General features: G+C 52.0%; 19 protein-coding genes and 10 pseudogenes. 12 read left to right on the top strand and 17 right to left on the bottom strand.

Annotated features, from left to right (window positions below; translation table 11 throughout):
• Positions 1-8 precede the first annotated feature (8 nt).
• Together ompR and envZ are read left to right on the top strand one after the other, a co-directional pair.
• The gene (gene ompR / locus AACL06_RS01530; RefSeq protein WP_339037501.1) at positions 9-728 is read left to right on the top strand and encodes a two-component system response regulator OmpR; all 720 of its coding nucleotides are present in this window, start codon (positions 9-11) and stop codon (positions 726-728) included.
• The gene (gene envZ, locus AACL06_RS01525) at positions 725-2,104 is read left to right on the top strand and encodes a two-component system sensor histidine kinase EnvZ (RefSeq protein WP_339037499.1); all 1,380 of its coding nucleotides are present in this window, start codon (positions 725-727) and stop codon (positions 2,102-2,104) included. The genes ompR and envZ overlap by 4 nt, the downstream gene beginning before the upstream one ends.
• Positions 2,105-2,145: 41 nt before the next feature.
• On the opposite strand, the pseudogene AACL06_RS10470 reads toward envZ, so the two are convergent.
• From AACL06_RS10470 to AACL06_RS01515, 3 genes and pseudogenes are all read right to left on the bottom strand, one after another.
• Positions 2,146-2,307: pseudogene (locus tag AACL06_RS10470) on the bottom strand (type II toxin-antitoxin system VapC family toxin); the annotation flags it as partial.
• Positions 2,308-2,889: pseudogene (locus AACL06_RS01520) on the bottom strand (IS5 family transposase); the annotation flags it as partial. It abuts the pseudogene before it with no gap.
• On the bottom strand, positions 2,822-2,983 hold the full coding sequence (locus tag AACL06_RS01515; RefSeq protein ID WP_339038493.1) for a hypothetical protein: 162 nt from the start codon (positions 2,981-2,983) through the stop codon (positions 2,822-2,824). The gene AACL06_RS01515 and the pseudogene AACL06_RS01520, both read right to left, overlap by 68 nt.
• 513 nt (positions 2,984-3,496) lie before the next feature.
• Here AACL06_RS01515 and lipA point away from each other — a divergent pair.
• The 5 genes and pseudogenes from lipA (at position 3,497) to AACL06_RS01490 (ending at position 6,944) form a co-directional block, all read left to right on the top strand.
• The gene (gene lipA / locus AACL06_RS01510) at positions 3,497-4,462 is read left to right on the top strand and encodes a lipoyl synthase (protein WP_339037497.1); all 966 of its coding nucleotides are present in this window, start codon (positions 3,497-3,499) and stop codon (positions 4,460-4,462) included.
• A 62-nt stretch (positions 4,463-4,524) separates the two neighbouring features.
• Positions 4,525-5,359 (top strand): annotated as a pseudogene (locus AACL06_RS01505) (IS5 family transposase); the annotation flags it as partial.
• A gap of 153 nt (positions 5,360-5,512) precedes the next feature.
• Positions 5,513-5,728 carry a type II toxin-antitoxin system VapB family antitoxin gene (vapB, locus tag AACL06_RS01500; RefSeq protein ID WP_339038459.1) on the top strand — a complete coding sequence of 72 codons (216 nt, stop codon included), beginning with the start codon at positions 5,513-5,515 and terminating at the stop codon, positions 5,726-5,728.
• Positions 5,725-6,102: a VapC toxin family PIN domain ribonuclease gene (locus AACL06_RS01495; protein ID WP_339037495.1), complete on the top strand. Its 378-nt coding sequence runs from the start codon at positions 5,725-5,727 to the stop codon at positions 6,100-6,102. The genes vapB and AACL06_RS01495 overlap by 4 nt, the downstream gene beginning before the upstream one ends.
• Positions 6,103-6,566: 464 nt before the next feature.
• Positions 6,567-6,944, top strand: coding sequence for a hypothetical protein (locus AACL06_RS01490; protein WP_339037493.1), 378 nt, complete (start codon positions 6,567-6,569; stop codon positions 6,942-6,944).
• Here the strand turns inward: AACL06_RS01490 and AACL06_RS10465 are convergent.
• The 10 genes and pseudogenes from AACL06_RS10465 to AACL06_RS01445 form a co-directional block, all read right to left on the bottom strand.
• Positions 6,941-7,096, bottom strand: coding sequence for a hypothetical protein (locus AACL06_RS10465; protein WP_425336922.1), 156 nt, complete (start codon positions 7,094-7,096; stop codon positions 6,941-6,943). The two genes, AACL06_RS01490 and AACL06_RS10465, sit on opposite strands and share 4 nt — an antisense overlap.
• 451 nt (positions 7,097-7,547) lie before the next feature.
• Entirely contained in the window at positions 7,548-7,874 is a 327-nt protein-coding gene (locus AACL06_RS01485; protein WP_339037491.1) for a hypothetical protein, read from the bottom strand.
• Positions 7,871-8,404, bottom strand: a complete 534-nt coding sequence (locus AACL06_RS01480) for a hypothetical protein (protein WP_339037489.1) — start codon at positions 8,402-8,404, stop codon at positions 7,871-7,873. The genes AACL06_RS01485 and AACL06_RS01480 overlap by 4 nt, the downstream gene beginning before the upstream one ends.
• Positions 8,401-8,727 (bottom strand): hypothetical protein, encoded by a 327-nt coding sequence (locus tag AACL06_RS01475; RefSeq protein WP_339038457.1) that lies wholly within the window; start codon positions 8,725-8,727, stop codon positions 8,401-8,403. The genes AACL06_RS01480 and AACL06_RS01475 overlap by 4 nt, the downstream gene beginning before the upstream one ends.
• Positions 8,728-8,867: 140 nt before the next feature.
• A complete protein-coding gene (locus AACL06_RS01470) occupies positions 8,868-9,446 on the bottom strand; it encodes a hypothetical protein (protein ID WP_339037487.1) in 579 nt (192 codons plus the stop codon).
• Positions 9,412-9,768, bottom strand: coding sequence for a hypothetical protein (locus tag AACL06_RS01465; protein ID WP_339037485.1), 357 nt, complete (start codon positions 9,766-9,768; stop codon positions 9,412-9,414). The genes AACL06_RS01470 and AACL06_RS01465 overlap by 35 nt, the downstream gene beginning before the upstream one ends.
• A pseudogene (locus AACL06_RS01460) lies at positions 9,765-10,445 on the bottom strand (filamentous hemagglutinin N-terminal domain-containing protein). Before AACL06_RS01460 ends, AACL06_RS01465 begins: the two are co-directional and overlap by 4 nt.
• A 48-nt stretch (positions 10,446-10,493) precedes the next feature.
• On the bottom strand, positions 10,494-10,637 hold the full coding sequence (locus AACL06_RS01455; RefSeq protein WP_339037483.1) for an ESPR-type extended signal peptide-containing protein: 144 nt from the start codon (positions 10,635-10,637) through the stop codon (positions 10,494-10,496).
• A gap of 75 nt (positions 10,638-10,712) precedes the next feature.
• Positions 10,713-11,687: pseudogene (locus AACL06_RS01450) on the bottom strand (ShlB/FhaC/HecB family hemolysin secretion/activation protein); the annotation flags it as partial.
• Between the two features lie 82 nt (positions 11,688-11,769).
• Positions 11,770-13,442: pseudogene (locus AACL06_RS01445) on the bottom strand (class I adenylate cyclase); the annotation flags it as partial.
• Between the two features lie 457 nt (positions 13,443-13,899).
• Here AACL06_RS01445 and hemC point away from each other — a divergent pair.
• From hemC to AACL06_RS01420, 5 genes and pseudogenes are all read left to right on the top strand, one after another.
• Positions 13,900-14,841, top strand: coding sequence for a hydroxymethylbilane synthase (gene hemC, locus AACL06_RS01440; RefSeq protein WP_339037481.1), 942 nt, complete (start codon positions 13,900-13,902; stop codon positions 14,839-14,841).
• A complete protein-coding gene (gene hemD / locus AACL06_RS01435) occupies positions 14,838-15,584 on the top strand; it encodes a uroporphyrinogen-III synthase (RefSeq protein WP_339037479.1) in 747 nt (248 codons plus the stop codon). The genes hemC and hemD overlap by 4 nt, the downstream gene beginning before the upstream one ends.
• A 23-nt stretch (positions 15,585-15,607) precedes the next feature.
• Positions 15,608-16,732 (top strand): uroporphyrinogen-III C-methyltransferase, encoded by a 1,125-nt coding sequence (gene hemX, locus AACL06_RS01430; protein WP_339038456.1) that lies wholly within the window; start codon positions 15,608-15,610, stop codon positions 16,730-16,732.
• Positions 16,733-16,735: 3 nt separating this feature from the next.
• Positions 16,736-17,886: pseudogene (hemY, locus tag AACL06_RS01425) on the top strand (protoheme IX biogenesis protein HemY); the annotation flags it as partial.
• Between the two features lie 133 nt (positions 17,887-18,019).
• A pseudogene (locus AACL06_RS01420) lies at positions 18,020-18,758 on the top strand (IS5 family transposase); the annotation flags it as partial.
• On the opposite strand, the pseudogene AACL06_RS01415 reads toward AACL06_RS01420, so the two are convergent.
• The 4 genes and pseudogenes from AACL06_RS01415 to AACL06_RS01400 form a co-directional block, all read right to left on the bottom strand.
• Positions 18,758-19,120: pseudogene (locus tag AACL06_RS01415) on the bottom strand (transposase); the annotation flags it as partial. The pseudogenes AACL06_RS01420 and AACL06_RS01415 sit on opposite strands and share 1 nt — an antisense overlap.
• A gap of 171 nt (positions 19,121-19,291) precedes the next feature.
• Entirely contained in the window at positions 19,292-19,693 is a 402-nt protein-coding gene (locus AACL06_RS01410; protein ID WP_339037477.1) for a type II toxin-antitoxin system HicB family antitoxin, read from the bottom strand.
• 22 nt (positions 19,694-19,715) lie between these two features.
• Positions 19,716-19,865, bottom strand: a complete 150-nt coding sequence (locus AACL06_RS01405; protein WP_425336921.1) for a type II toxin-antitoxin system HicA family toxin — start codon at positions 19,863-19,865, stop codon at positions 19,716-19,718.
• Positions 19,866-19,970: 105 nt separating this feature from the next.
• Positions 19,971-20,969, bottom strand: a pseudogene (locus tag AACL06_RS01400) (site-specific integrase).
• Positions 20,970-21,037 lie beyond the last annotated feature (68 nt).

Below are 21,037 nucleotides of genomic sequence, written 5' to 3'. Positions count from 1 at the left end.
GTAATAACATGCAAGAAAATCATAAGATCCTAGTCGTCGACGACGATATGCGACTGCGCGCGCTTTTAGAGCGTTATTTAACCGAACAGGGCTTTCAAGTACGTAGCGTTGCCAACGCGGAGCAAATGGATCGCTTGTTGACGCGTGAATCCTTTCACCTGATGGTGCTGGATCTGATGCTGCCAGGCGAAGATGGTCTCTCCATCTGTCGCCGTTTGCGTAGCCAAAGTAACCCTATGCCGATCATTATGGTGACTGCTAAAGGTGAAGAAGTTGACCGTATTGTTGGCTTGGAGATCGGTGCCGATGACTACATCCTAAAACCATTTAACCCACGTGAACTGCTAGCTCGCATTCGTGCTGTACTACGTCGACAGGCCAATGAGCTGCCGGGCGCACCTTCGCAAGAAGAAGCAGTGATTGCCTTCGGCAGATTCAAACTGAACCTCGGCACCCGCGAAATGTTCCGTGAAGATCAACCTATGTCGCTGACCAGTAGCGAGTTTGCGGTGCTGAAAGCGTTGGTAAGTCACCCGCGCGAACCACTGTCACGAGACAAGCTGATGAACCTGGCACGTGGCCGTGAATACAGTGCGATGGAGCGTTCCATCGATGTACAAATTTCCCGCTTGCGCCGCATGATTGAGGAAGATCCTGCGCATCCACGCTATATCCAGACTGTCTGGGGGCTGGGCTACGTCTTTGTTCCAGATGGCAGCAAGGCATGAGACGATTGCGCTTTTCACCGTGCAGTTCATTTGCCAGAACCCTGCTTTTAATCATTACCTTGCTGATTATCAGCCTGGTTACGACTTATTTAGTGGTGCTGAACTTCGCCATCCTGCCTAGCCTGCAACAGTTCAATAAGGTATTGGCTTACGAAGTGCGTATGCTGATGACCGATCGGCTGCAACTGGAAGATGGAGCCTTGCTGCCAGTGCCGCCAGCGTTCCGTCGTGAAATCTATCGCGAGCTAGGTATTTCCCTCTATACCAACTCGGCGGCGGAGGAAAATGGCCTATGCTGGGCGCAGCACTATCATTTCCTCAGCCAGCAGATGGCGCATCAGCTTGGCGGGCCGACAGATGTGCGGGTAGAAGTGGACAAAAACTCTCCGGTGGTGTGGCTGAAAACCTGGCTACAGCCCGATATCTGGGTGCGTGTTCCGCTGACTGAAATCCATCAGGGCGATTTCTCGCCACTTTTCCGCTATACCCTGGCGATTATACTGCTGGCGATAGGGGGGGCATGGTTGTTTATCCGTATCCAAAACCGGTCGCTAGTGGAGCTGGAACATGCCGCTTTGCAGGTGGGTAGAGGTATTATCCCGCCGCCGTTGCGTGAGTACGGGGCCTCTGAGGTGCGTTCGGTTACAAGGGCATTTAACCAGATGGCGTCAGGGGTTAAGTTATTGGCGGATGACCGTACGTTGCTGATGGCTGGGGTCAGTCACGATCTGCGCACCCCGCTGACGCGCATTCGTCTGGCAACCGAAATGATGAGCATGGAGGATGGCTATCTAGCTGAATCAATTAATAAAGATATTGAAGAATGCAACGCCATCATTGAGCAGTTTATCGATTATTTGCGTACCGGTCATGAAATGCCGATCGAAACCAGTGATCTGAACGCTATCCTTGGTGAAGTAGTGGCGGCAGAAAGTGGCTATGAGCGGGTGATTGAAACCGCCATGTTGCCAGGCACACTGATGGTGAATGTCCACCCATTATCCATTAAGCGTGCGGCGGTGAACATGGTGGTCAATGCGGCGTGCTACGGTAATGGCTGGATCAAAGTCAGCAGTGGGCGCGAGCCGCTGCGCGGATGGTTCCAGGTTGAAGACGATGGCCCAGGTATTGAGCCAGAAAGGTTGCAGCATCTTCTACAACCTTTTGTGCGCGGCGACAGTGCGCGTAGCACCAGCGGTACCGGGCTAGGTCTGGCGATTGTGCAGCGCATTATTGACTCGCATGACGGCGTGCTGGATATTGGCACTAGCGAAAGTGGCGGGTTGCTGATCCGCGCTTATATTCCCCTGCCAGTGTTGCCAATCGACAAAAGAGCATCGGAAAATGGGCATCAACCCCAGAAGGACAACGCCTGAAGGTTCTGACAACGTGCTGCGTGGAGCGCGAACCGCCAGGACTTCCTGTTCATTACATCGTAATCCGCCGCATCTTCATGCAGGTGCCGAGTATTATTGTTCATCAGCCAAGGGTCGACTAGGGTGACGCAGCTACAGATGAAATCCTTAGTATTGCGCGTGGCTAATGTAGCACCGTAATGCAGGCAGGTGGCAGCGATCTCACACACTCGCGTATCGTAAGCCCGATCCGCCGAGGCGACTTTGATTTTACGGTACCTCTGGCGGATAAGACCTGGGAAGGCTTCGGTATCGGTGACATTGCTCAAGGAAAGGTCAGCACAGATGACCTCATGTGTTTCTGTATCTACGGCCAAATGCAGTTTTCGCCAGATACGCCGTTTTTCCTGACCGTGTTTTTTTACCTTCCACTCGCCTTTACCCAACACGTTGAGCCCGCTAGAGTCGATAACGAGGTGCGCAATTTCACCCGGCGTTGGGGTTTTAAACGGGACATGGCCGGACTTCGCCCGCTTACTGATGCAGGTGTCGTCCGGGCAGTTCAACGGCACTTTGATCAGTGTGATAATGGAGTCGACGAAGCCCTGGAGGGCGCGCAGTGTCAGGCCGAAAATCCGTTTCAGTATCAATACGCTGGTGATTGCCATATCGGAATAATGTTGTCGGCGACCATGCAGATCAGGTTTTGCCTCGCAGTACCAGGCGTAAAGAGCCGTTTCATCCACCCAGAAAGTGAGTTAACCCCGAGCGATCAGGGCGTTGTTGTAAGCCTTCCAGTTGGTGATGTTGAACTTTTGCTGGGCCTCGGAATGTCGCTATTTTGACAGAAGGAGAGTGATCTGATCCTCGTCCCGGCCAAAAGCTCGATTTATTCAACAACGCCTAGTGCAGATCAAAACTGGGGTCAGGGTTTCTCTACCGCTAAGCCTTTCTATTCCAGGTGAGGGGTTAATATTGGAGGAGGTCATTTCGAGATGCCGCACATCTGGTGTCGTAAGCAAATATTTACTTCACACCGTTAGGGGTGCAAAGAAAGGGGTTGGATTAAAGCCTGGTATTCTATCAAAGGGATTCAGCACAGCGAGGGATAAAACTAATTTAAGTTGGCCAGGCACCGAACCTAGCCTAGCCTCCACGAAATAAGCAGCCTATCAGCTCAGCACGTCTATTATATACAAACCTTTACGGCAAAGAGGTTGCACAGGCTATCATGGGACGCAAAACTGCAGCTATAAAAGACCTCAATCGTAATACTAGAGGTGCTGAATGGATCACCGTAAAGGTGGTATAGTATTACTAGAGTTTTACCACTATTTTATATATAATCTCTAAATAATTGATTTTAAATAATTAAAAAATAATTCGAGCTTCGTAACTGGAACCTGCACAATTATGAGTAAACCGATTCAGATGGAACGCGGCGTCAAATACCGCGATGCAGACAAAATGGCACTGATCCCAGTTAAAATAGTGGTCACCGAACGGCAGGAGCTGTTGCGTAAACCCGACTGGATGAGGATCAAACTGCCAGCCGACTCGACGCGCATTCAAGGCATTAAAGCTGCCATGCGTAAAAACGGCCTGCATTCGGTCTGTGAGGAAGCCTCCTGCCCGAACCTGTCTGAATGTTTCAACCATGGGACTGCCACCTTTATGATCCTTGGTGCCGTCTGTACCCGCCGTTGCCCATTTTGTGATGTGGTCCATGGCCGCCCGATGATCCCGGATGCCAACGAGCCGGAAAAACTGGCACAAACCATCGCCGATATGGGCCTGCGTTACGTCGTGATCACCTCGGTTGATCGTGATGATCTGCGCGACGGCGGTGCCCAACACTTTGCCGATTGCATCGCTGCTATCCGTGCCAAAAATCCTTCCATCAAGATCGAAACGCTGGTACCGGACTTCCGTGGCCGTATGGATCGCGCGTTGGATATCCTGACCAAAACGCCGCCGGACGTGTTTAACCACAACCTGGAGAACGTGCCACGCGTTTACCGCCAGGTTCGCCCCGGGGCCAACTACGCGTGGTCATTGAAGCTACTGGAGCGTTTTAAAGAAGCACATCCGCATACCCCCACCAAATCTGGCCTGATGGTCGGCCTAGGTGAAACCAATGCGGAAATCATTGAAGTGATGCGCGATCTGCGCCACCATGGTGTCACTATGCTGACGCTCGGCCAGTATCTGCAACCAAGTCGCCACCACCTACCAGTTCAGCGCTACGTCAGCCAGGCCGAGTTCGATGAGATGAAAGAAGAAGCCAAGGCCATGGGTTTCACCCACGTGGCTTGTGGCCCGTTTGTTCGCTCATCCTACCATGCCGATCTACAGGCTATAGGGGACGTTGTTGAATAAATCGAATATTTGGCCGGCACGAGGATCAGATCACTCTCCTTCTGTCAACATAGCGACATTCCGTGGCCCAGCAAAAGTTCAACATCACCAACTGGAAGGCTTACAACAACGCCCTTATCACTCGGGGATCACCCACTTTATTATTCCGATATGGCAATCACCAGCGTATTGATACTGAAACGGATTTTCGGCCTGACACTGCGCGCCATCCAGGGCTTCATCGACTCCATTGTCACACTGATTAAAGTGGCGTTGAACTGCCCGGACGACACCTGTATCAGTAAGCGGGCGAAGTCCGGCCATGTCCCATTTAAAACCCCAACGCCGGGTGAAATTGCGCACCTCGTTATCGACTCTAGCGGGCTCAACGTGTTGGGTGAAGGCGAGTGGATGGCAAAAAAATACGGTCAGGAAAAACGGCGGATCTGGCGAAAACTGCATTTGGCCGTAGATACAGAAACACATGAGGTCATCTGTGCTGACCTTTCCTTGAGCAATGTCACCGACACCGAAGCCTTCCCAGGTCTTATCCGCCAGAGGTACCGTAACATCAAAGTCGCCTCGGCGGATCGGGCTTAGGATACGCGAGTGTGTGATGATGAGTTAAGGGGCAAGAAGCTCAAGGCGTTAATACCGCCCAGCAGCGGAGCACGTTATTGGTCGGCAGACTATGCAGAGCGAAATCAAGCGGTGGCGAACCAGCGCGTTACCGGAGACAACACACGGTGGAAAAGTATCACAGGCTACCACCGACGTTCGATAGCGGCAACAGCGAGGTACAGAGTAAAACAGCTATTTGGTGGTCACCTGTCGCTGCGAGATTATGATGGGCAAGTTGCAGAGGCGCTGGCCATGATCTGTGCATTAAACAAGATGACGCTCGACGGTATGCCAGAAAGATACCCATTCAGGGGACTCTTTATTCCAAATCCGATTTATTCAACAAAGCCATGCCTGCACTATGCATATGCTGCGTATCTGCCTATACTGAGCCTATGCAGATGGGCTATAACGCCATAAACTAGAAGGACATCATGCGGAACCGTATCCATTTTTAAAAACGGCAATAAACGCGCTATCCGTCTGCCCCGCAATCTGGATTTTGATGGGGTGAGCGAGCTGGAGATCGTCCGTGAAGGGGACAGACTCATCATGCGCCCCGTCCGGCCGACCCGGGGCTCGTTCGCGCAGCTGGAAAAGGCCAACCCGGACTTTATGACGGAGCGCATGGACGTGGTTAGAGATGAAAGACAATTTGACCTGTGAACAAGACCTATATGCTGGACACCAACATTTGTTCTTTCATCATGCGTGAGCGGCCGGAAGCCGTGTTCAAACGTCTTGAACAGGCGGTGCTGCGCAATCACTGCATCGTGGTGATCGGCAAGAAGGCCTCGCCGCGCCACGTGCAGCTGGTCGACGCATTCTGCGCCCGCTTGGATACCGTGCTGGCCTGGGACCGGGCGGCGGTGGACGCTACCACCACGGAGATCAAGACGGCACTTGCCGCGGCCGGGACGCCGATCGGCCCGAACGATACGGCGATCGCCTGGCATGCCATCGCCGCCGTGCTGGTGACGAATAATACAAGAGAGTTTGCACGGGTGCTGGCTCTGACGCTGGAAGACTGGGTGAATTAATCTGAGGGTTTCAGGTATCACCACGAATAACGCCCTACGCAGGTACAAAAAAACAGGCCGAACCCCCAGTTGTGCTGACTGTCGGTGATGCGGAGCAATCAGTCGGCAATAACGTCATTTTCTTTACTCAGTTTAGCCTGGTAACGGTAGCAACTTTCGCTGACAACAAATAGCTGACAGGCAAAGCGATAGCTAACTTAAGAGTAATTTTACGTCTGGAAATATAGGATCAAATCCAGTAAACTCACATAGGAAAACTGCTGTATCTCGTATGCAAGGTAAATTCCAATAACACTAAAATTTGGAGATATGATGAAAATCATGGCAGAAACACTGCACCTCCAGGATAAAAATACAAATACAGTCACATACGCAAGAAAAGATACTAATACTACAACCAAGGACGTACATAAAAATTTAGGAAAAAACACTATTGACAATAAAACACTATTGACAATAGTGGCGTGAGCGTTACTATTTGCGGAAAGTCTAGGTCAATGGTTTATACAAAACCGGAAATTAAGCAGAACCATATCGCACAAGAGTTACCGATGGAGGAAAAAGTGACTGATCGAGTATCCACAGGTGAAATTGCGAAAGACGTAACCCTAAGCATAATCCCTATTTATGGAACTGTCCGTGAATTCCAGAAAGGTAACATAGGATGGAGAATATTCGGCGCTATTACAGATGCTCTTACAGTAATACCAGTAATTGGTGCTGGAGCTAAAGCAGTAGGAACGGCAATTCGCGGAGGAAGTGCTGCTGTCAAAGCGGTTCGAGTTGGATTGACAGCTGCTGAAGTAACTTCAAAAATTACAACGGCCACAGTTAGTTGCTAAGCAGTTTTCAGCAGGAGCTTCAGAAGGTTTGGCAAAGTCATGGAAAGAATTAGGGAAAGCCGCCTTGCGCGTAGCGGATCCTTGTACTGAACTAATTGATAATAGCGGAACTTATTTTGGAAAAAAACAGAAAATTTAGTAACAAAAATCACATCTTCATCTGCTAAAATAAATAATGCAAAAGAAGATAGAAACAAGGCAAGAAACAAACCATCTATTATAAAAATAAACTAAAGAGCTATAGTTTATCCACTAACAAACCTGATGTCAGTGCCATATTAAATTATGCAATGATTTAATCAAAAAAATAAATAAAGCTATTCGATCATGAAGCATGACAAAAATTTAATAGGGAGTTTTTATTATGTGACATAAGCTCGTATTCCTGAGCTGAAAAATAATATGCTTAAAAATATGGAAAGAGACTTTGGAAATCGTATACGTGGCATTACTGACTTTGTTGCAGAGCAAGTTGGAAAGAACTTAGAAAATATGAGCTAATTTCTACGGCATAAAAATATTCATCAGTGATGGAAAACATGCTCTTCTTGTTAAGAAACCAATCTAATAAAATTACTTCGGAAATAAGCCAACCACTTTATATTAAAAGCATTCAAGATTTAAAGAATTCAGAAATAAATTCTCTTTCAGAGATTGGTATAAAGAAAAATAACTTATTGTAAAAAAGTAGCTCCTTCTGATTGCTGCCTGACAAGCCCCCAGTGGAACGAAACTCGCCAGCAGGTTATGGCTCGGGCGGTTGAATAGGGATAGCGGCGAGTCTGTCTGCGATTGTCCGGCATTGATACTGAGTGCGTCATTGGCCAGGATGCGCCCCTGGCGGTTATTCAGCGTGGATACGCCGGTGAGGGAGAAGGAGCAGGCGCTTTGTAGCCATCCGGCCATATTGTCGATGTCGCGTGCGGTCACGCTGGTGTGTGTCGTACCCAGAGCACCCGGCCACCGTAGCGGTTGTCCAGATGGTCGGTCTGCACTTCAAGCGCGGACTGGCTGCTGTAGTCGAGTTGGTTCGCCTTAAGCGTCAATGCCTGGCTCGAGACCGGTTGTCCGCGCTGGTTGTTTACCTGCCTGCCGTTGAGCGTCAGCGCCTCGCCTCTGTGCACTTTGCCCTGTCGGTTATCGAGCATCTCGATGCGGTAGATACCGCTGCCCTCGCTGATAAGCGTGCCGTTGCTGTTATCTAACTGTGCTGCCGTAAGCGCCAGTCCGCCACGGCTGCTGAATACCCCTTGGCGTTTGTCAATGCTTGCCGCAGTTATTTGCTGGTCACCGTTGCTCCGCACGGCACCGCCCGCATTATCCAACCCGCCGATAATGCGTAGCGCCAACCGTTGCTGGCCGTCTATCGTGCCGCTGGCATTGTTCAGCGTCTGGGCATCGAGTTTGAGTGCCTCGCCGCCCTGCAGCCTGCCCTGGTGGTTGTCCAACTGTTCTTTCAAATTAAAATACAGGTATTTTTTGCTGTACAGTAGTCCGCCGCTTTGTAGCGTCCGCCGTAGTTATCAAACAGGCCGGTTGTGGCCCCCTTGATGTCGAGAGTGTGCTGGGCGGTCAGTTTGCCGCATTGGTTCCAGATGTCGCCTGTGCTGTCAAGTGTCAGGTCTCCACCGGATTGCAGCCGACCACTGGCGTTATTGAGGGTGTGAGTGGCGACAGTGACCTGATGGCCGCCCAGCGCGGTGCCGTCGCGGTTATCCCAGTCGCCATCGGTGCGTATGCTGAGTGTGCCGCCCGCATCAAGCAGGCCGTTGGCATTGCTCAGTGCTTATTGGGATGTCAGGTTAGCATCACGCTGGGCTATCACTTTGCCCTGGGTGTTGTTGATCTGCTGTGCCGTCAGCACCAGCGACTCGCCGCTGATTTCACCCGCGCGATTGTCTATTGCTCCCGCCGCGTTTGATGTCAACGCCTGGCCGGAGCGCGACCGAGTCGCGCCGTTGCCATCAGTGGCGTTTCACTTTGCGCGCTGCCAGCGCCATTATCCCCATCATCGCCAGTAAGAATGGTCAACGCTTTGCCAGCTCCGATAAGGCCGCCCTGGTTGTTTAGCCCTCTGCGTGCCATAAGGGTGATATCCCCCTGGCTGACCACCTGTCCCTGAGCATTGTTCAGACGCTGTGCCGTCAGCAGTAATTGCGCACCATTGACCTGTCCCTGCTGATTGTCGAATGCGCCCAGCGCATCAAGCCGCAGGGCATTACCTGCCAGCACCTTGCCCTGGGTGTTGTTGATATTGCAGCTAGCATAGAGGGTAAGACCTGCCTGCGTTTTTACCGTATCCCCCAGGTTGTCGAGGCGACCAGCGTCAAGCTGAAGGTCGCCGTTGCTGCCCAACTCACCGCTGTTATTGTCGAGTATTCCGCTGACCCGCCAGTACTGTGCACTGTCGTTGAGTGATACCAGACGTCCGTGTTGGTTGGTCAGTGCTCCTGATGTCAGTGTCAGGCTATGGGCCTCGATACTGCCATCGGTATTGTCCAACTTGCCAGTCAGGGTGAAGTGGCTCTCTATCTATACCGCTGTCAGCGCTCAGGCGAACATCGCCGGTCGCCGCCAGGGTGCCGGAATGGCTGAGTTTGCCAGCCAGACTCTCAATAACCAGCGTACCGCCGCTGTGCAGCCTGTCGTGGTGGTTGATATCGTCACGGGCCATCAGCCGGATATCCCCGCCAGCCTCGATGACAGCCTCTTGCGCAGCCGACTGCCAACTGAGTTTGCCCTCGCTGCTGATTGTCAGGGTTTTGCCCGCTTGCAGGTGTCCGCCCTGGTTGCATACCCCCACGCCGGCTTCTGTGCCTATCATGCGGATTTGGCCACTATACCTGACCCTATCTGCACAATGTCTATCGCCAGTTCGTGTTTGGTGCTGCTGTCGTCCGCCAGCGGCGTTGCTGTGGTGCCGTCCGCACCTATCCGGTTGCGCCTAGCGACCACCAATAGCCCGGTTTTGGCCCAGACGCTGGCGTTGATGTCTACCGCACGCGCGAGGATATCTACGTACTCGGTGTCATGACGGGTATCACCATTGAGTCCGCCGCCCTCAACACGCACTAAACCGCGCTCGACCTGGTAGCCTGCCAGGCTGCCGTCGGCGTTCAACTGCGGCTTGCCGGTGGTCAGCGTCATGCGTCCGGCGTTGAGGGTGACGCAGCCGTTGCAGACAATGCCCGCCGGCTACCTCCAGAAACTACGTAGTTGGCTGGGATCATTGCTGTTGACTTTATTGAGGATAACCCGCGCCTGGGCGGCATTGGGGTTGAGGTTGGGGTTGGGGTTACTTTGGATCATCCCGGCCATTTGGGTGGAGGTTATCACCGCCGAGTTGTTGAGGATGGCCCCTTTGGCGTCGACATCGAACTGCTGGTATTGGTTGTGCGATATCCCAGCCTGATTGGGGGCGGTTATATTGACCTGTGGCAAACCGTTCTGGGTGGCGATGACTTCGGGCCGCTGGCCGGGCGCGGCGGTGACATCTGCCACAATGCCATCGGCCAGGGCAGGCCCGGAAAACAGCGCCAACCCCAGCAGCTACACCGCACGGCGCACCGTTACCCACAAGCGGATGCCGCCGCTATCCCGGCTTTGCCCCGGTTCAGTGCTGTAGCTGCGAGCCAGTTCGGACACCACCCGTAACTCCCCGTGGGTGCGGCTGAAATAGCAATGTTTGTTCATGGGTCACATCCGTGATAAAAGTCAGTCTGTTCAGGTCAGTATCTGCAAAAGGGTCGGTATCATGGCGCTTGGGCCTCAGATTTCCAGGCTGAGGCTAAAGCTGGCCGTCGCGCCTGAGGTGTGGAAGCCCTGCGGCTTGTAGAGCGGCAACCCGGCAGACAGGTCATAATTGAACCGTCCCCACAGCATGCCCCGCACGCCAAGTGCACTGCCCGCCAGTTGATGGCCGACTAGGTCGCGAGTGCCTGGGGACGTCTACGCAGCCGCAGTCGGTGGTCAGGTACAGCTCGTGCCCGCGTGAAAACACATTCCAGGCGATTTCGTTGCGCCACAGTTGGCCTTTTTCGCCAGACAGCATTTGTTCGCCGTCAAAGCCGCGTACAGTGAGTGTAACGCCCGGCAATGGCCATACGCTGCTGAGGCGTCAGCGCGCTCTGGTTCCACTGGCCACGTACGCTGGTGTAGTATCGCCAAGGCTGCTCACACCAGGCGAAGGGCTGATTGACCGCTTAGGTCACCGAGCAGCATACCTGTGCGGGCGCTGCCGCTGTGGGACGCCTCTTCCTGGGCTGGAAAGGCATTAAGTACGCCAGTGCCGCGCCGCAAGTTGATGTTCGCATCCAGCGTGGTACGGCCAAGGTAGCTGCGCTGGTTTAGCCCTAACTCCCAGCCAGCGGTACGGCGTTTTTGCAGGTCGATGTTGATGTCATTCACCGCATTAGTGGAATACTTACGGTAGCCACGCAGGTTGAGCGTGGTCTTGTGCGACTGGTCGCGATACAGCAACCGGGATACTGTCAGTTGGAGAGTGTCGCTCTGGCTGCTGTAATGCAGTACTGCGTTGGCATTGGGGATGTTCTGATGGTAGCTGTAGTCGGTGTAGTTGGCGGAAAATGCCCAATATCCCAGCGGGAAGAAGTAGTTCAGGGTGTGCGATCGGTTTCCGAATGGCCCGTGTTGAAACAAATCCTTGTCAAGGTTGGCGTAAAACAGGTCGTTCTGCGCAAAAGACGCATCCACCGACAAGGTGGCGGAACCGCTCTCTTCCCCATCTTCCTGCAACTCGAATTCTTTAGGGTATAATAGCCAAGCTAGCTTTATTCGGATGCAGAGTGCATAGACCGTTGAATTAGTACAGCGCTTTCGGCGTGGGTGCTGGCAGGCGCAGCGGGAAGTGATGGGAGACATCGGCCACCAATTATTGCAATTTGACGGTATCACACCGGTTACTGTTCTTAATATTCAGTCTGGTCTTCGGCCTTAGCAGGCCGTTGAAATAGGCCCAGGCTACCAGTTTATTCAGATAGCGGTTATATTCCATCGGTTGATTGCTAACGATGGAATCTATTAGCGGTTATATTCCATCGGTTGATTGCTAACGATGGAATCTATCGATGGTGCCTGGTTGTACAAGTACCAGCCGTTGTGGTTGGCGCGGCCATTCGGCACATAAATAAAGGTTAAATCTTTTTCCGACAGATCTGGGGGTTTACCAGCGTTACTTTGCCGGGCAAGGCTTCAGAGGCGGCTTATAGCTTGCGGGTCAGCACGCCGATATCCTGCGGACTGGCACTGACATTGAGGTTCTTGCGGCTGCCAAAGCGGATCAGGTTGCGATAACTTTGCATCATCGTATCCAGCAGTTCGTTATGTGCTTCACACACCCGTTCTATCTTCCAGTTGGCACGGTTGTTCAGGATCGCCAGTCGCTCTTCGCTCCAGCCCCATTCGCTCACCAGTTGGCTGAGGATTTTCCGCCGCCAGCCAATACAGGCTTGGGCCAACGACAGTTTTTCACAGACTTTCAGGTAGAAACAGCGGCGAACCAGGTCGAGGCGGGTCGGGTCGTTGATTTCAGTCAGGTAGTGGGTGACTCGTTCGAGCATCATGCAGTAAGCGTTGAGTCCGAAGCAGACGATCTCGCCAGCGTGCAGGCGCTTTTTGATATCCATCGCCAGCAGTTGGGTGTTGGGGTATTCCCAGGAATAGGCTTCCAGTGGCAGGGTTTTCAGCACAGCCTTGTAAGGCGAATCGATGCTCTTATATAGCTGCCATAGGCTGGCACCAAAGTACTCTTCCGCCGACAACGTGCTCAGGCCACCGAGATCCAGCCATTCGTTCGGTGTTAACACGCCTTGTGCGTAGAGCGACAGCACATATTAGTCATAATGCGTTTCTTCTTCGCCCGGCACCATATTCCACAGAATGCGTTTGCCAGCCAAGCGCACCGCAGTGCAGTAAAACTCATCTAGCAACAGGATATGTTGAGTAGAGCCGCAGTTTTCACTGTCTAGGCTGCCACTTTCGTTATGGCGGAAGCGATTTTCATCGATCAGAAAAAAGCTGACTTCCACCCCCAACGACGCTGCCCACTTTTCCAGCAGGCTGCATTTCTGCTGCAAAAGGTGGCGTTCTTCGTTATCTAGCCAGGACTGGTGGCAGACCCAGATGTCGAGATCCGAACTGCAACTCTGGCCGATCGAAGAGGTGCTACCCATCGAGTAAATGCTGGCAATCCGTAGTTCATCACTGGCTGGTTTGGCAAACGGGCTTTCCCATTTATCTGCTATCTGCTAAGTCATCAAGGTAATCTTGTTGGGGTTGATCAGGGGTGTAGAGGCAAACGCCATGGGGAACATTACCGTGCAGGTAACCCGGAATTAGGGGATGATAGTGGTGCAATAGGGCAGGTTGTAGACGGTATACCCGTTGAAACAATGGCCTCATGGCTGCTAAGGCGCGATCGATGTGTAATTGATTGATCGCATCCAGTCTTTGCTTCAGTGTCTCGATGTAAAGGTACAAGATGTCTCACCTGATCATCCCAGTGTTTAGAAAAAATGCGCATTCCATTGCGCCATGAGTGTTATGAGAATATTTGGCGGAAACGTGACCAATTTAACACTTTGATGATTGACCGTAAAGGATGTAACGCTTCGCTGTTTAAGTCACCGCCTCTCAAAACGATTTTGAGTTTAATGCGAGAGGCTCTTATACCCGTCATACTTCAGATTGCCTGTGCGATAGTTTTCCTCGCTCAATCTAGTCACTGAATGATGTAAATGCCTTGGGATTAATGAACCTGATCCCAGATGTTAAGCCTGTAGCCCAGCGTTACTGCCTTCCTGCAACTCTAATTATTTAGGGTATATCTGTAATGTTAACTACCCCTTCTTTACCTTTAGCACATGTGGCTTCTTACACTGACAGTGTTGACGCTCAGTGGTAGGATGGCGGGAAAATTATAAAAACGGTAACCAGCATGTTAGATAACATTATTCGAATTGCTACCCGGCAAAGCCCGCTGGCTCTTTGGCAAGCACATTATGTTCAGCAACGTCTGATAGCCACCCACCCTGGTTTACAGGTTGAACTAGTGCCGATAGTGACGCGTGGCGACATTATTCTGGATACGCCACTGGCGAAAGTCGGCGGTAAAGGGCTGTTTGTTAAAGAACTGGAACTGGCGCTGTTGGAAGAGCGTGCAGACATCGCCGTTCACTCGATGAAAGACGTACCAGTGAGTTTCCCACTTGGCCTAGGGGTGACTACTATTTGTGAGCGTGATGATCCGCGCGATGCATTGGTATCTCATCGCTTCTCTTCGATTGATCAACTGCCGCAGGGCAGCGTTGTCGGTACTTCCAGCTTGCGCCGTCAGTGCCAGCTACAAGAACGTCGGCAAGACCTGATAGTGCGCGATCTACGCGGCAATGTTGGCACCCGCCTGGCAAAGCTGCATAACGGCGACTACGATGCTGTTATTCTGGCAGTGGCTGGCCTGAAGCGCTTGGGGTTGGAACAGCGTATCTGCTGCCCACTGAGCGCCGAAGAGTGTCTACCAGCGGTTGGTCAAGGCGCGGTAGGCATTGAATGCCGTCTCGACGATGAAACCACCCGCACACTGTTGGCACCGTTGAACCATGCCACCACTAAAATTCGAGTGCGTGCCGAACGGGCGGTGAACACCCGTCTGGAAGGCGGTTGCCAAGTGCCGATAGGCAGCTATGCCGAACTAGTCGGCGATAGCCTATGGCTGCGCGCGCTGGTTGGTTCCCCGGATGGTAGCCAAATGTTACGTGGCGAATGCCGTGGCCCGGTTGCCAGCGCCGAAAAAATGGGCGTCGAACTGGCGGAGGAACTACTGGCACGCGGCGCGCGTAAAATCCTGCATGATGTTTATCAGGGAAATCCGCTGGTATGACGATTCTGGTTACGCGCCCTACTCCTGCGGGAGAATGTCTGGTAAACCGGTTGCGCGCACTCGGCCGGGTTGCCTATCATGCGCCGCTGATCGATTTCACCCCCGGTTGCGACTTGCCGAAGCTGCCACAGACCTTGCTGCAACTCAACATCGGTGATCTGGTGTTTGTTTTGTCACAGCACTCAGTGAACTATGCCGACTCGGTCATGGGTAGCGCCGGGCTGACATGGCCGACCCATTTGGCCTATTATGCGATAGGTCGGGCCAGCGGGTTGGCGTTACACCGCATCAGCAGTAGCAGTCTGCCGGTGGTATACCCGCACGGGTGCGAAATCAGTGAAACGCTGCTGATGCTGCCAGCGCTACAGAAATTGGACGGCAAACAGGTGTTGATCCTGCGCGGCAACGGTGGGCGTAGGCTGCTCGGCGATACATTACGCGAGCGAGGTGCCGCCGTAAGCTATTATGAATGTTATCAACGCAGCCCGGTATATTACGATGGCAATGAGCAAAGCGCCCACTGGCAGCGTGCTGGTGTCTATACGCTAGTGGTTACCAGCGGTGAAATGTTACAGCAGCTCTATACTCTAGTGCCTGATTACTATCGTTCCTCGTGGTTGTTGCGTTGCTGCCTGGTCGTAGTAAGTGAACGTTTGGCTACCCTCGCCCAAGACTTGGGCTGGAGCACCATTCGCGTAGCCGATAGCGCCGACAATGACGCGTTGATCCGTGTGTTAAAATAAACCTGACTATGGGATGTGCCATGATGACGGAACAAAATACCCCATCTACACCGGTTGAAGAACCAACCCCAGCGGCTGAGAAGCTCCAACAGCCAGACGATGATCGCCGTAAAGGCAAAAATACTGGTACGATGCTCGGTGCGGTCGCTATCATGCTGGTTATCGCACTAGGTGCGGGCGGCTATTACCATACACGCCAGCAGGCACAGCTGTTTCTCTCCACTAACCAGGCAATGCAGCAACAGTTGGATGTGCTAAAACAGAGCTTGCAACAGGAAAGAAGCGTGCTGGAAGGCTTACTGCGGCAACGGAGCAAAAGGCTGGACGCCGCTGACCGAGAACAAGCGACCTTGGCGCGCCAGTTGAATGAATTGCAGGGAAAAGTTGCCACCCTTTCCGGCAGCGATGCCAAAACCTGGCTGTTAGCACAAGCGGACTTTCTGGTAAAAATGGCCGGCCGCAAACTGTGGAGCGATCAGGACGTCACCAGTGCGGCGACACTGATGAAGAGTGCCGATACCAGCCTGGCAGACATGAATGACCCAAGCCTGCTTGAGGTGCGCCGCGCCATCTTTGAAGACATCAATACCCTGTCCAACCTAACTCAAGTGGATTTCGATGGTATTATCCTCAGGGTCAATCAGTTGTCCAATCAAGTCGATACTCTGCGTCTGGTGGAGAACAAAACCGACGAAGCACCAATGGATCAAGACAGCGATGAGCTTTCCAGCTCGATCGGCGAATGGCGGCAGAATCTGAGCAAAAGCTGGCACAACTTTATGGCCGACTTTATTACCCTCCGCCGCCGCGATGCTAGCGCCGAACCGCTGCTAGCCCCGAATGAGGATATCTATCTGCGTGAAAACATCCGTTCACGCCTACTGGTGGCTGCACAAGCGATCCCTCGTCACCAAAACGAGACCTACAAACAATTGCTGGAAACCATTTCCACCTGGGTACGCGCTTACTTTAACACCACTGATCCAGCCGCCAAGGCTTTCCTCGAAGAACTGGATACACTGAGCCAGCAGTCGATCTCTATGGATCTGCCAGAACGGTTTAAAAGCCAGCCTCTATTGGAAAAAGTCATGCAGACACGGCTGCGCAATCTGCTTTCTCATTCCCCTGCCGTCCACCACGAGGGATAAGCCATGTTACGCGTGCTATTTTTGTTCCTGGTGCTGATTGTCAGTGTAGTGTTCGGGCCAATGTTAGCTGGGCATCAAGGCTACGTACTGATTCAGACTGATAACTACAACATTGAAACCAGCGTCACCGGTCTGATGATCATGGTGCTGCTGCTAGTAGTAATGCTGATGGCGATCGAATGGGTGCTGCGCCACATCTTCCGCACGGGTGCGCGCACTCGCAGCTGTTTTATTGGCCGTAAACGTAGCCGTGCCCGTGCTCAGACCAAGGCCGCACTCATCAAGTTAGCGGAAGGCGACTATAAGCAAGTTGAGAGCCTGCTGACGCGTAATGCCGATCATGCTGAACAGCCGATGGTGAACTACCTGCTGGCTGCCGAAGCTGCCCAACAGCGCGGCGATGACTTCCGCACTAATCAATATCTGGAGCGAGCCGCCGAGGTCGCAGACACCGATCAGTTACCCGTGGACATCACTAGAGTGCGCATTCAGCTAGCACAAGGCGAGGATCATGCCGCGCGTAATGGCGTTGATCGCCTGCTGAACCAAGCTCCGTGCCATCCGGAAGTACTACGGCTAGCCGAGCAGGCTTACCTGCGCACGGGTGCCTACAATTCGCTGCTGGAGATCCTGCCATCGATGCACAAGATTGAACTGCAAAGCGAAAACGAGCTACAGGCGTTGCAGCAGAAAGCTTATATTGGGCTGATGAATCAGGCGATGGCCGCAGAGCGGGGGGTAGTGACGGGCTGAAGCGCTGGTGGAAAGATCAAAGCCGCAAAACCCGCCATGAAGTGCCATTGCAAATCGCCATGGTGGAACACCTGATCGAATGCAACGACCACGAAATGACACAGGAGATTGTGTTGGACAGCTTAAAACGCCACTATGACGAACATTTAGTCCTGCTGATCCCACTGCTGAAATCTGGCAACCTGGAGCGGTTGGAGAAAGCGCTGCATCAGCAGGTCAAACAGTATGGTGCAACACCGCTACTAAATAGTACGTTGGGGCAATTGCTGATGAAGCACGGCGAATGGCAGCAGGCGACTGACGCCTTCCTCGAAGCGCTGAAACAGCGGCCATACGTCTACGACTATGCTTGGCTGGGTGATACGCTTGAAAAACTGCATCGCTCGGATGAAGCGGCGCAAAGGGTTGATGTTGACGCTAAAGCAACAAAACAGCGAATAACTGACAACCTCGGTGTGGCGTTGTTGAATAAATCGAACATTTGGCCGGCACGAGGATCCGATCACTCTCCTTCTGTCAAAATAGCAATATTCCGTGGCCCAGCAAAAGTTCAAGATCACCAACTGGAAGGCTTACAACAACGCCCTTATCACTCGGGGTTCACTCACTTTCTCGGTGGATGAAACGGCACTTCACTCCTGGTACTGCGAGGCAAAACCTTCTCTGCGTGGTCGCCGACAACATTATTCCGATATGGCAATCACCAGCGTATTGATGCTGAAACGGATTTTCGGCCTGACACTGCGCGCCCTCCAGGGCTTCGTCGACTCCATTGTCACACTGATTAAAGTGCCGTTGAACTGCCCGGACGACACCTGCATCAGTAAGCGGGCAAAGTCCGGCCATGTCCCGTTTAAAACCCCAACGCTGGGTGAAATTGCGCACCTCGTTATCGACTCTAGCGGGCTCAACGTGTTGGGTGAAGGGGAGTGTAAGGTAAAAAAACACGGTCAGGAAAAACGGCGGATCTGGCGAAAACTGCATTTGGCCGTAGATACAGAAATACATGAGGTCATCTGTGCTGACTTTTCCTTGAGCAATGTCACCGATACCGAAGCCTTCCCAGGTCTCATCCGCCAGAGGTACCGTAAAATCAAAGTCGCCTCGGCGGATCGGGCTTAGGATACGCGAGTGTGTGATGATGAGTTAAGGCGCAATAAGCTCAAGGCGTTAATACCGCCCAGAAGCTGAGACCGTTATTGGTCGGCAGACTATGTATGCAGAGCGAAATCAAGCGGTGGCGAACCAGCGTCTTACCGGAGACAACACACGAACGATTTCCCTTGTGGTCATCCCTTTGGCATACAAGTATAAAATCTGGCTGTCCATCTGCGTGATACGCGTCTGATTTTTCTTTATCAACTGGGGTTCAAAGGAGCCTTAACGGTCACGGGGTGTATTCAGCTCGATCTCACCATCATCAGTGAACAACGTTTTAGACGAGTAACCGTTGCGGGTATTCTAACCTGTTTTAGAGGCATTTTTTTCGTGACTGAGGTGCTCGGTAAGCTCAGCATTCAAGGCGGTTTAGACGGTGAGCTTGGTCAGCATACGAGAAAACGCGTTGAGGTCAGCTTCAGTTTTAAGGCCTTTGGCCAATTCAGCAGCAAGTGCTTTAAGTTTCTTTTCGTCCATAATTTTCCTGTCTCCGTTGTCAGGAAGAACATATCAAAAACAAGCAATTACACAATTTAAATTACAGTCTCCGTAGCACATCAAGAGAGTAGATTTTTTCAGGGATTTTTGAGTCCAATTGTATTAGCCTTGTGTTTTCCAACCAAAAGCCTCTTGCAAGGCTTAACGTTTTTATCGTCCAATCACTTTATCAGCCGCCACGCGTGACAGGAAGCCGGAACGGCTACCGTACTCAGGATTTGCAGCGACAAATTTATCGATACGGCGGATCAGCAACGAGGGGAGTGTAACGTTGATTTTTTCCGCTTTACCCATCAACCGGGTAACGTCTACATCAACCAGCACCCACACTACGCCTGTATAATCTGGATCGGTCAGCCAATTTTCCACGCTTGTCGCTTCCGGCACCGCTTCACCATCTTCCACCAGTAATTCTATATGTGCGTCGATAGCCTCACGTACGCTTTCAAGCACATCCTGATAGTTGTCGCCGCCAGAAAAGCAGCCGGGAATATCAGGTACGCGAACGCCGAAGGATGAATGGCCTTTATCAATAGCAACTGGATACAACATGTAAACCTCCAAGAGGTGGCGCCTAAAGCCCCGCCTGTTTCTTGATACTTTTCAGTGTCGGTAGCGGTATGTCCTTTTGAGGATGTTTTACCCAGCCCCTTTTCGTTGGGTGTTTGAACTGGTGATGACGACCTTTTACTCTCACCAGATCCCACCCATCAGCTTCTATCATTGCTATTGCATTCCTGCTATCCATACTCCGGCTCTCTGTATTTTTTTATGGGGTTATAATAACTCTTATTAATTTAACGGTCGACCTCTTTCGGGGTTATAGGGGTTATTTTTTACTAATAGATTCGCATTTTTCATGCAGGGATTTGGGATATAGCTCTGTATAAACCTGCCATAAAACGTTCAGCGAGCGATGGCCGGTAACTTGGGCAACTGCATCCGGCCTCAAATAAACGGCTTGCTCCCTCCCGGCGCAGATCGTGATAGCGTAAGTCTTCGATACCCAGAGCATTCCTTACACGTTGAAAACCCGCCGTTACGGAACGGGAGTTGTAGGGGGGGAGTTGTAGAGGAAAATTAACTCGCTTGTTTTAGGCTGTTGTTGCACTATGTTCCAGGCATCGCCGAGAAGTGGTACCAGCATATGGTTACCTAATTTTTTGCGCGGATCTTTTCTGTCTCTGACCAGTACGGCCCTTTGTTTTTCGTCCACGTCCTCCCAACGGATTTTGCACACTTCGCCCACCTCATGCAACTGAGGATTAAAAAGTTCAGAATATCAACGAAGGGGGTTTTTACCACGACGTGATCGCTTCTGGCCCCAAGCCTTGCCAGTAACCTATCCAACTCGTCGCTTGCCGTGCGGCTGCTGCGGCGTTTAGATTTGCCAATTAGCCCCATCTGGAGCAGTAGCGGTCTTGCATCGGTTGCAGGGTTGCTTGTGTAGTCGATACCGTAGACAGGTTTGGCAGACGCTAGAACGGAAGAGAGATAACTTAATAGTGGAATGGCCAGCGCCTTTTCTCTGGCGGCAGTGTTCAATAACATGGCTGGTTGATAGGTCTGTAAGGGTGATTTCGGCTATGTCGCAGTCCAGCAACATATCCAGTACATAACGTTTGGTGCGTCCTGCTTTGCCACCGAGGTTGAGATCGTTGATGTAGCTTTTTAGCAGGTCGCCAACTTTCATTTTGGTTAAGTAGTTAGGGTTACGTATCCCTGACTGCTCGATTTCAATTGCACGTTTAGAACCCCATGTTTTTGCATGGGCTTGCTTTGTGAAGGTTTTACTTTCGTTATAGACCCTCTTACCATCTTTCTTGATGCTAACGGATCAGCGGTATCTAACCATGCCATCTGCTTTCGCTCTTTTGTCTATGGTATAGTATGCCA

It is taken from the genome of Serratia symbiotica (Periphyllus acericola) (assembly GCF_964019515.1).
Taxonomy (GTDB): domain Bacteria; phylum Pseudomonadota; class Gammaproteobacteria; order Enterobacterales; family Enterobacteriaceae; genus Serratia; species Serratia symbiotica_D.
The sequence above is the reverse complement of the archived record's forward strand: the minus strand, read 5'-3'. Positions and strand labels throughout refer to the sequence as shown.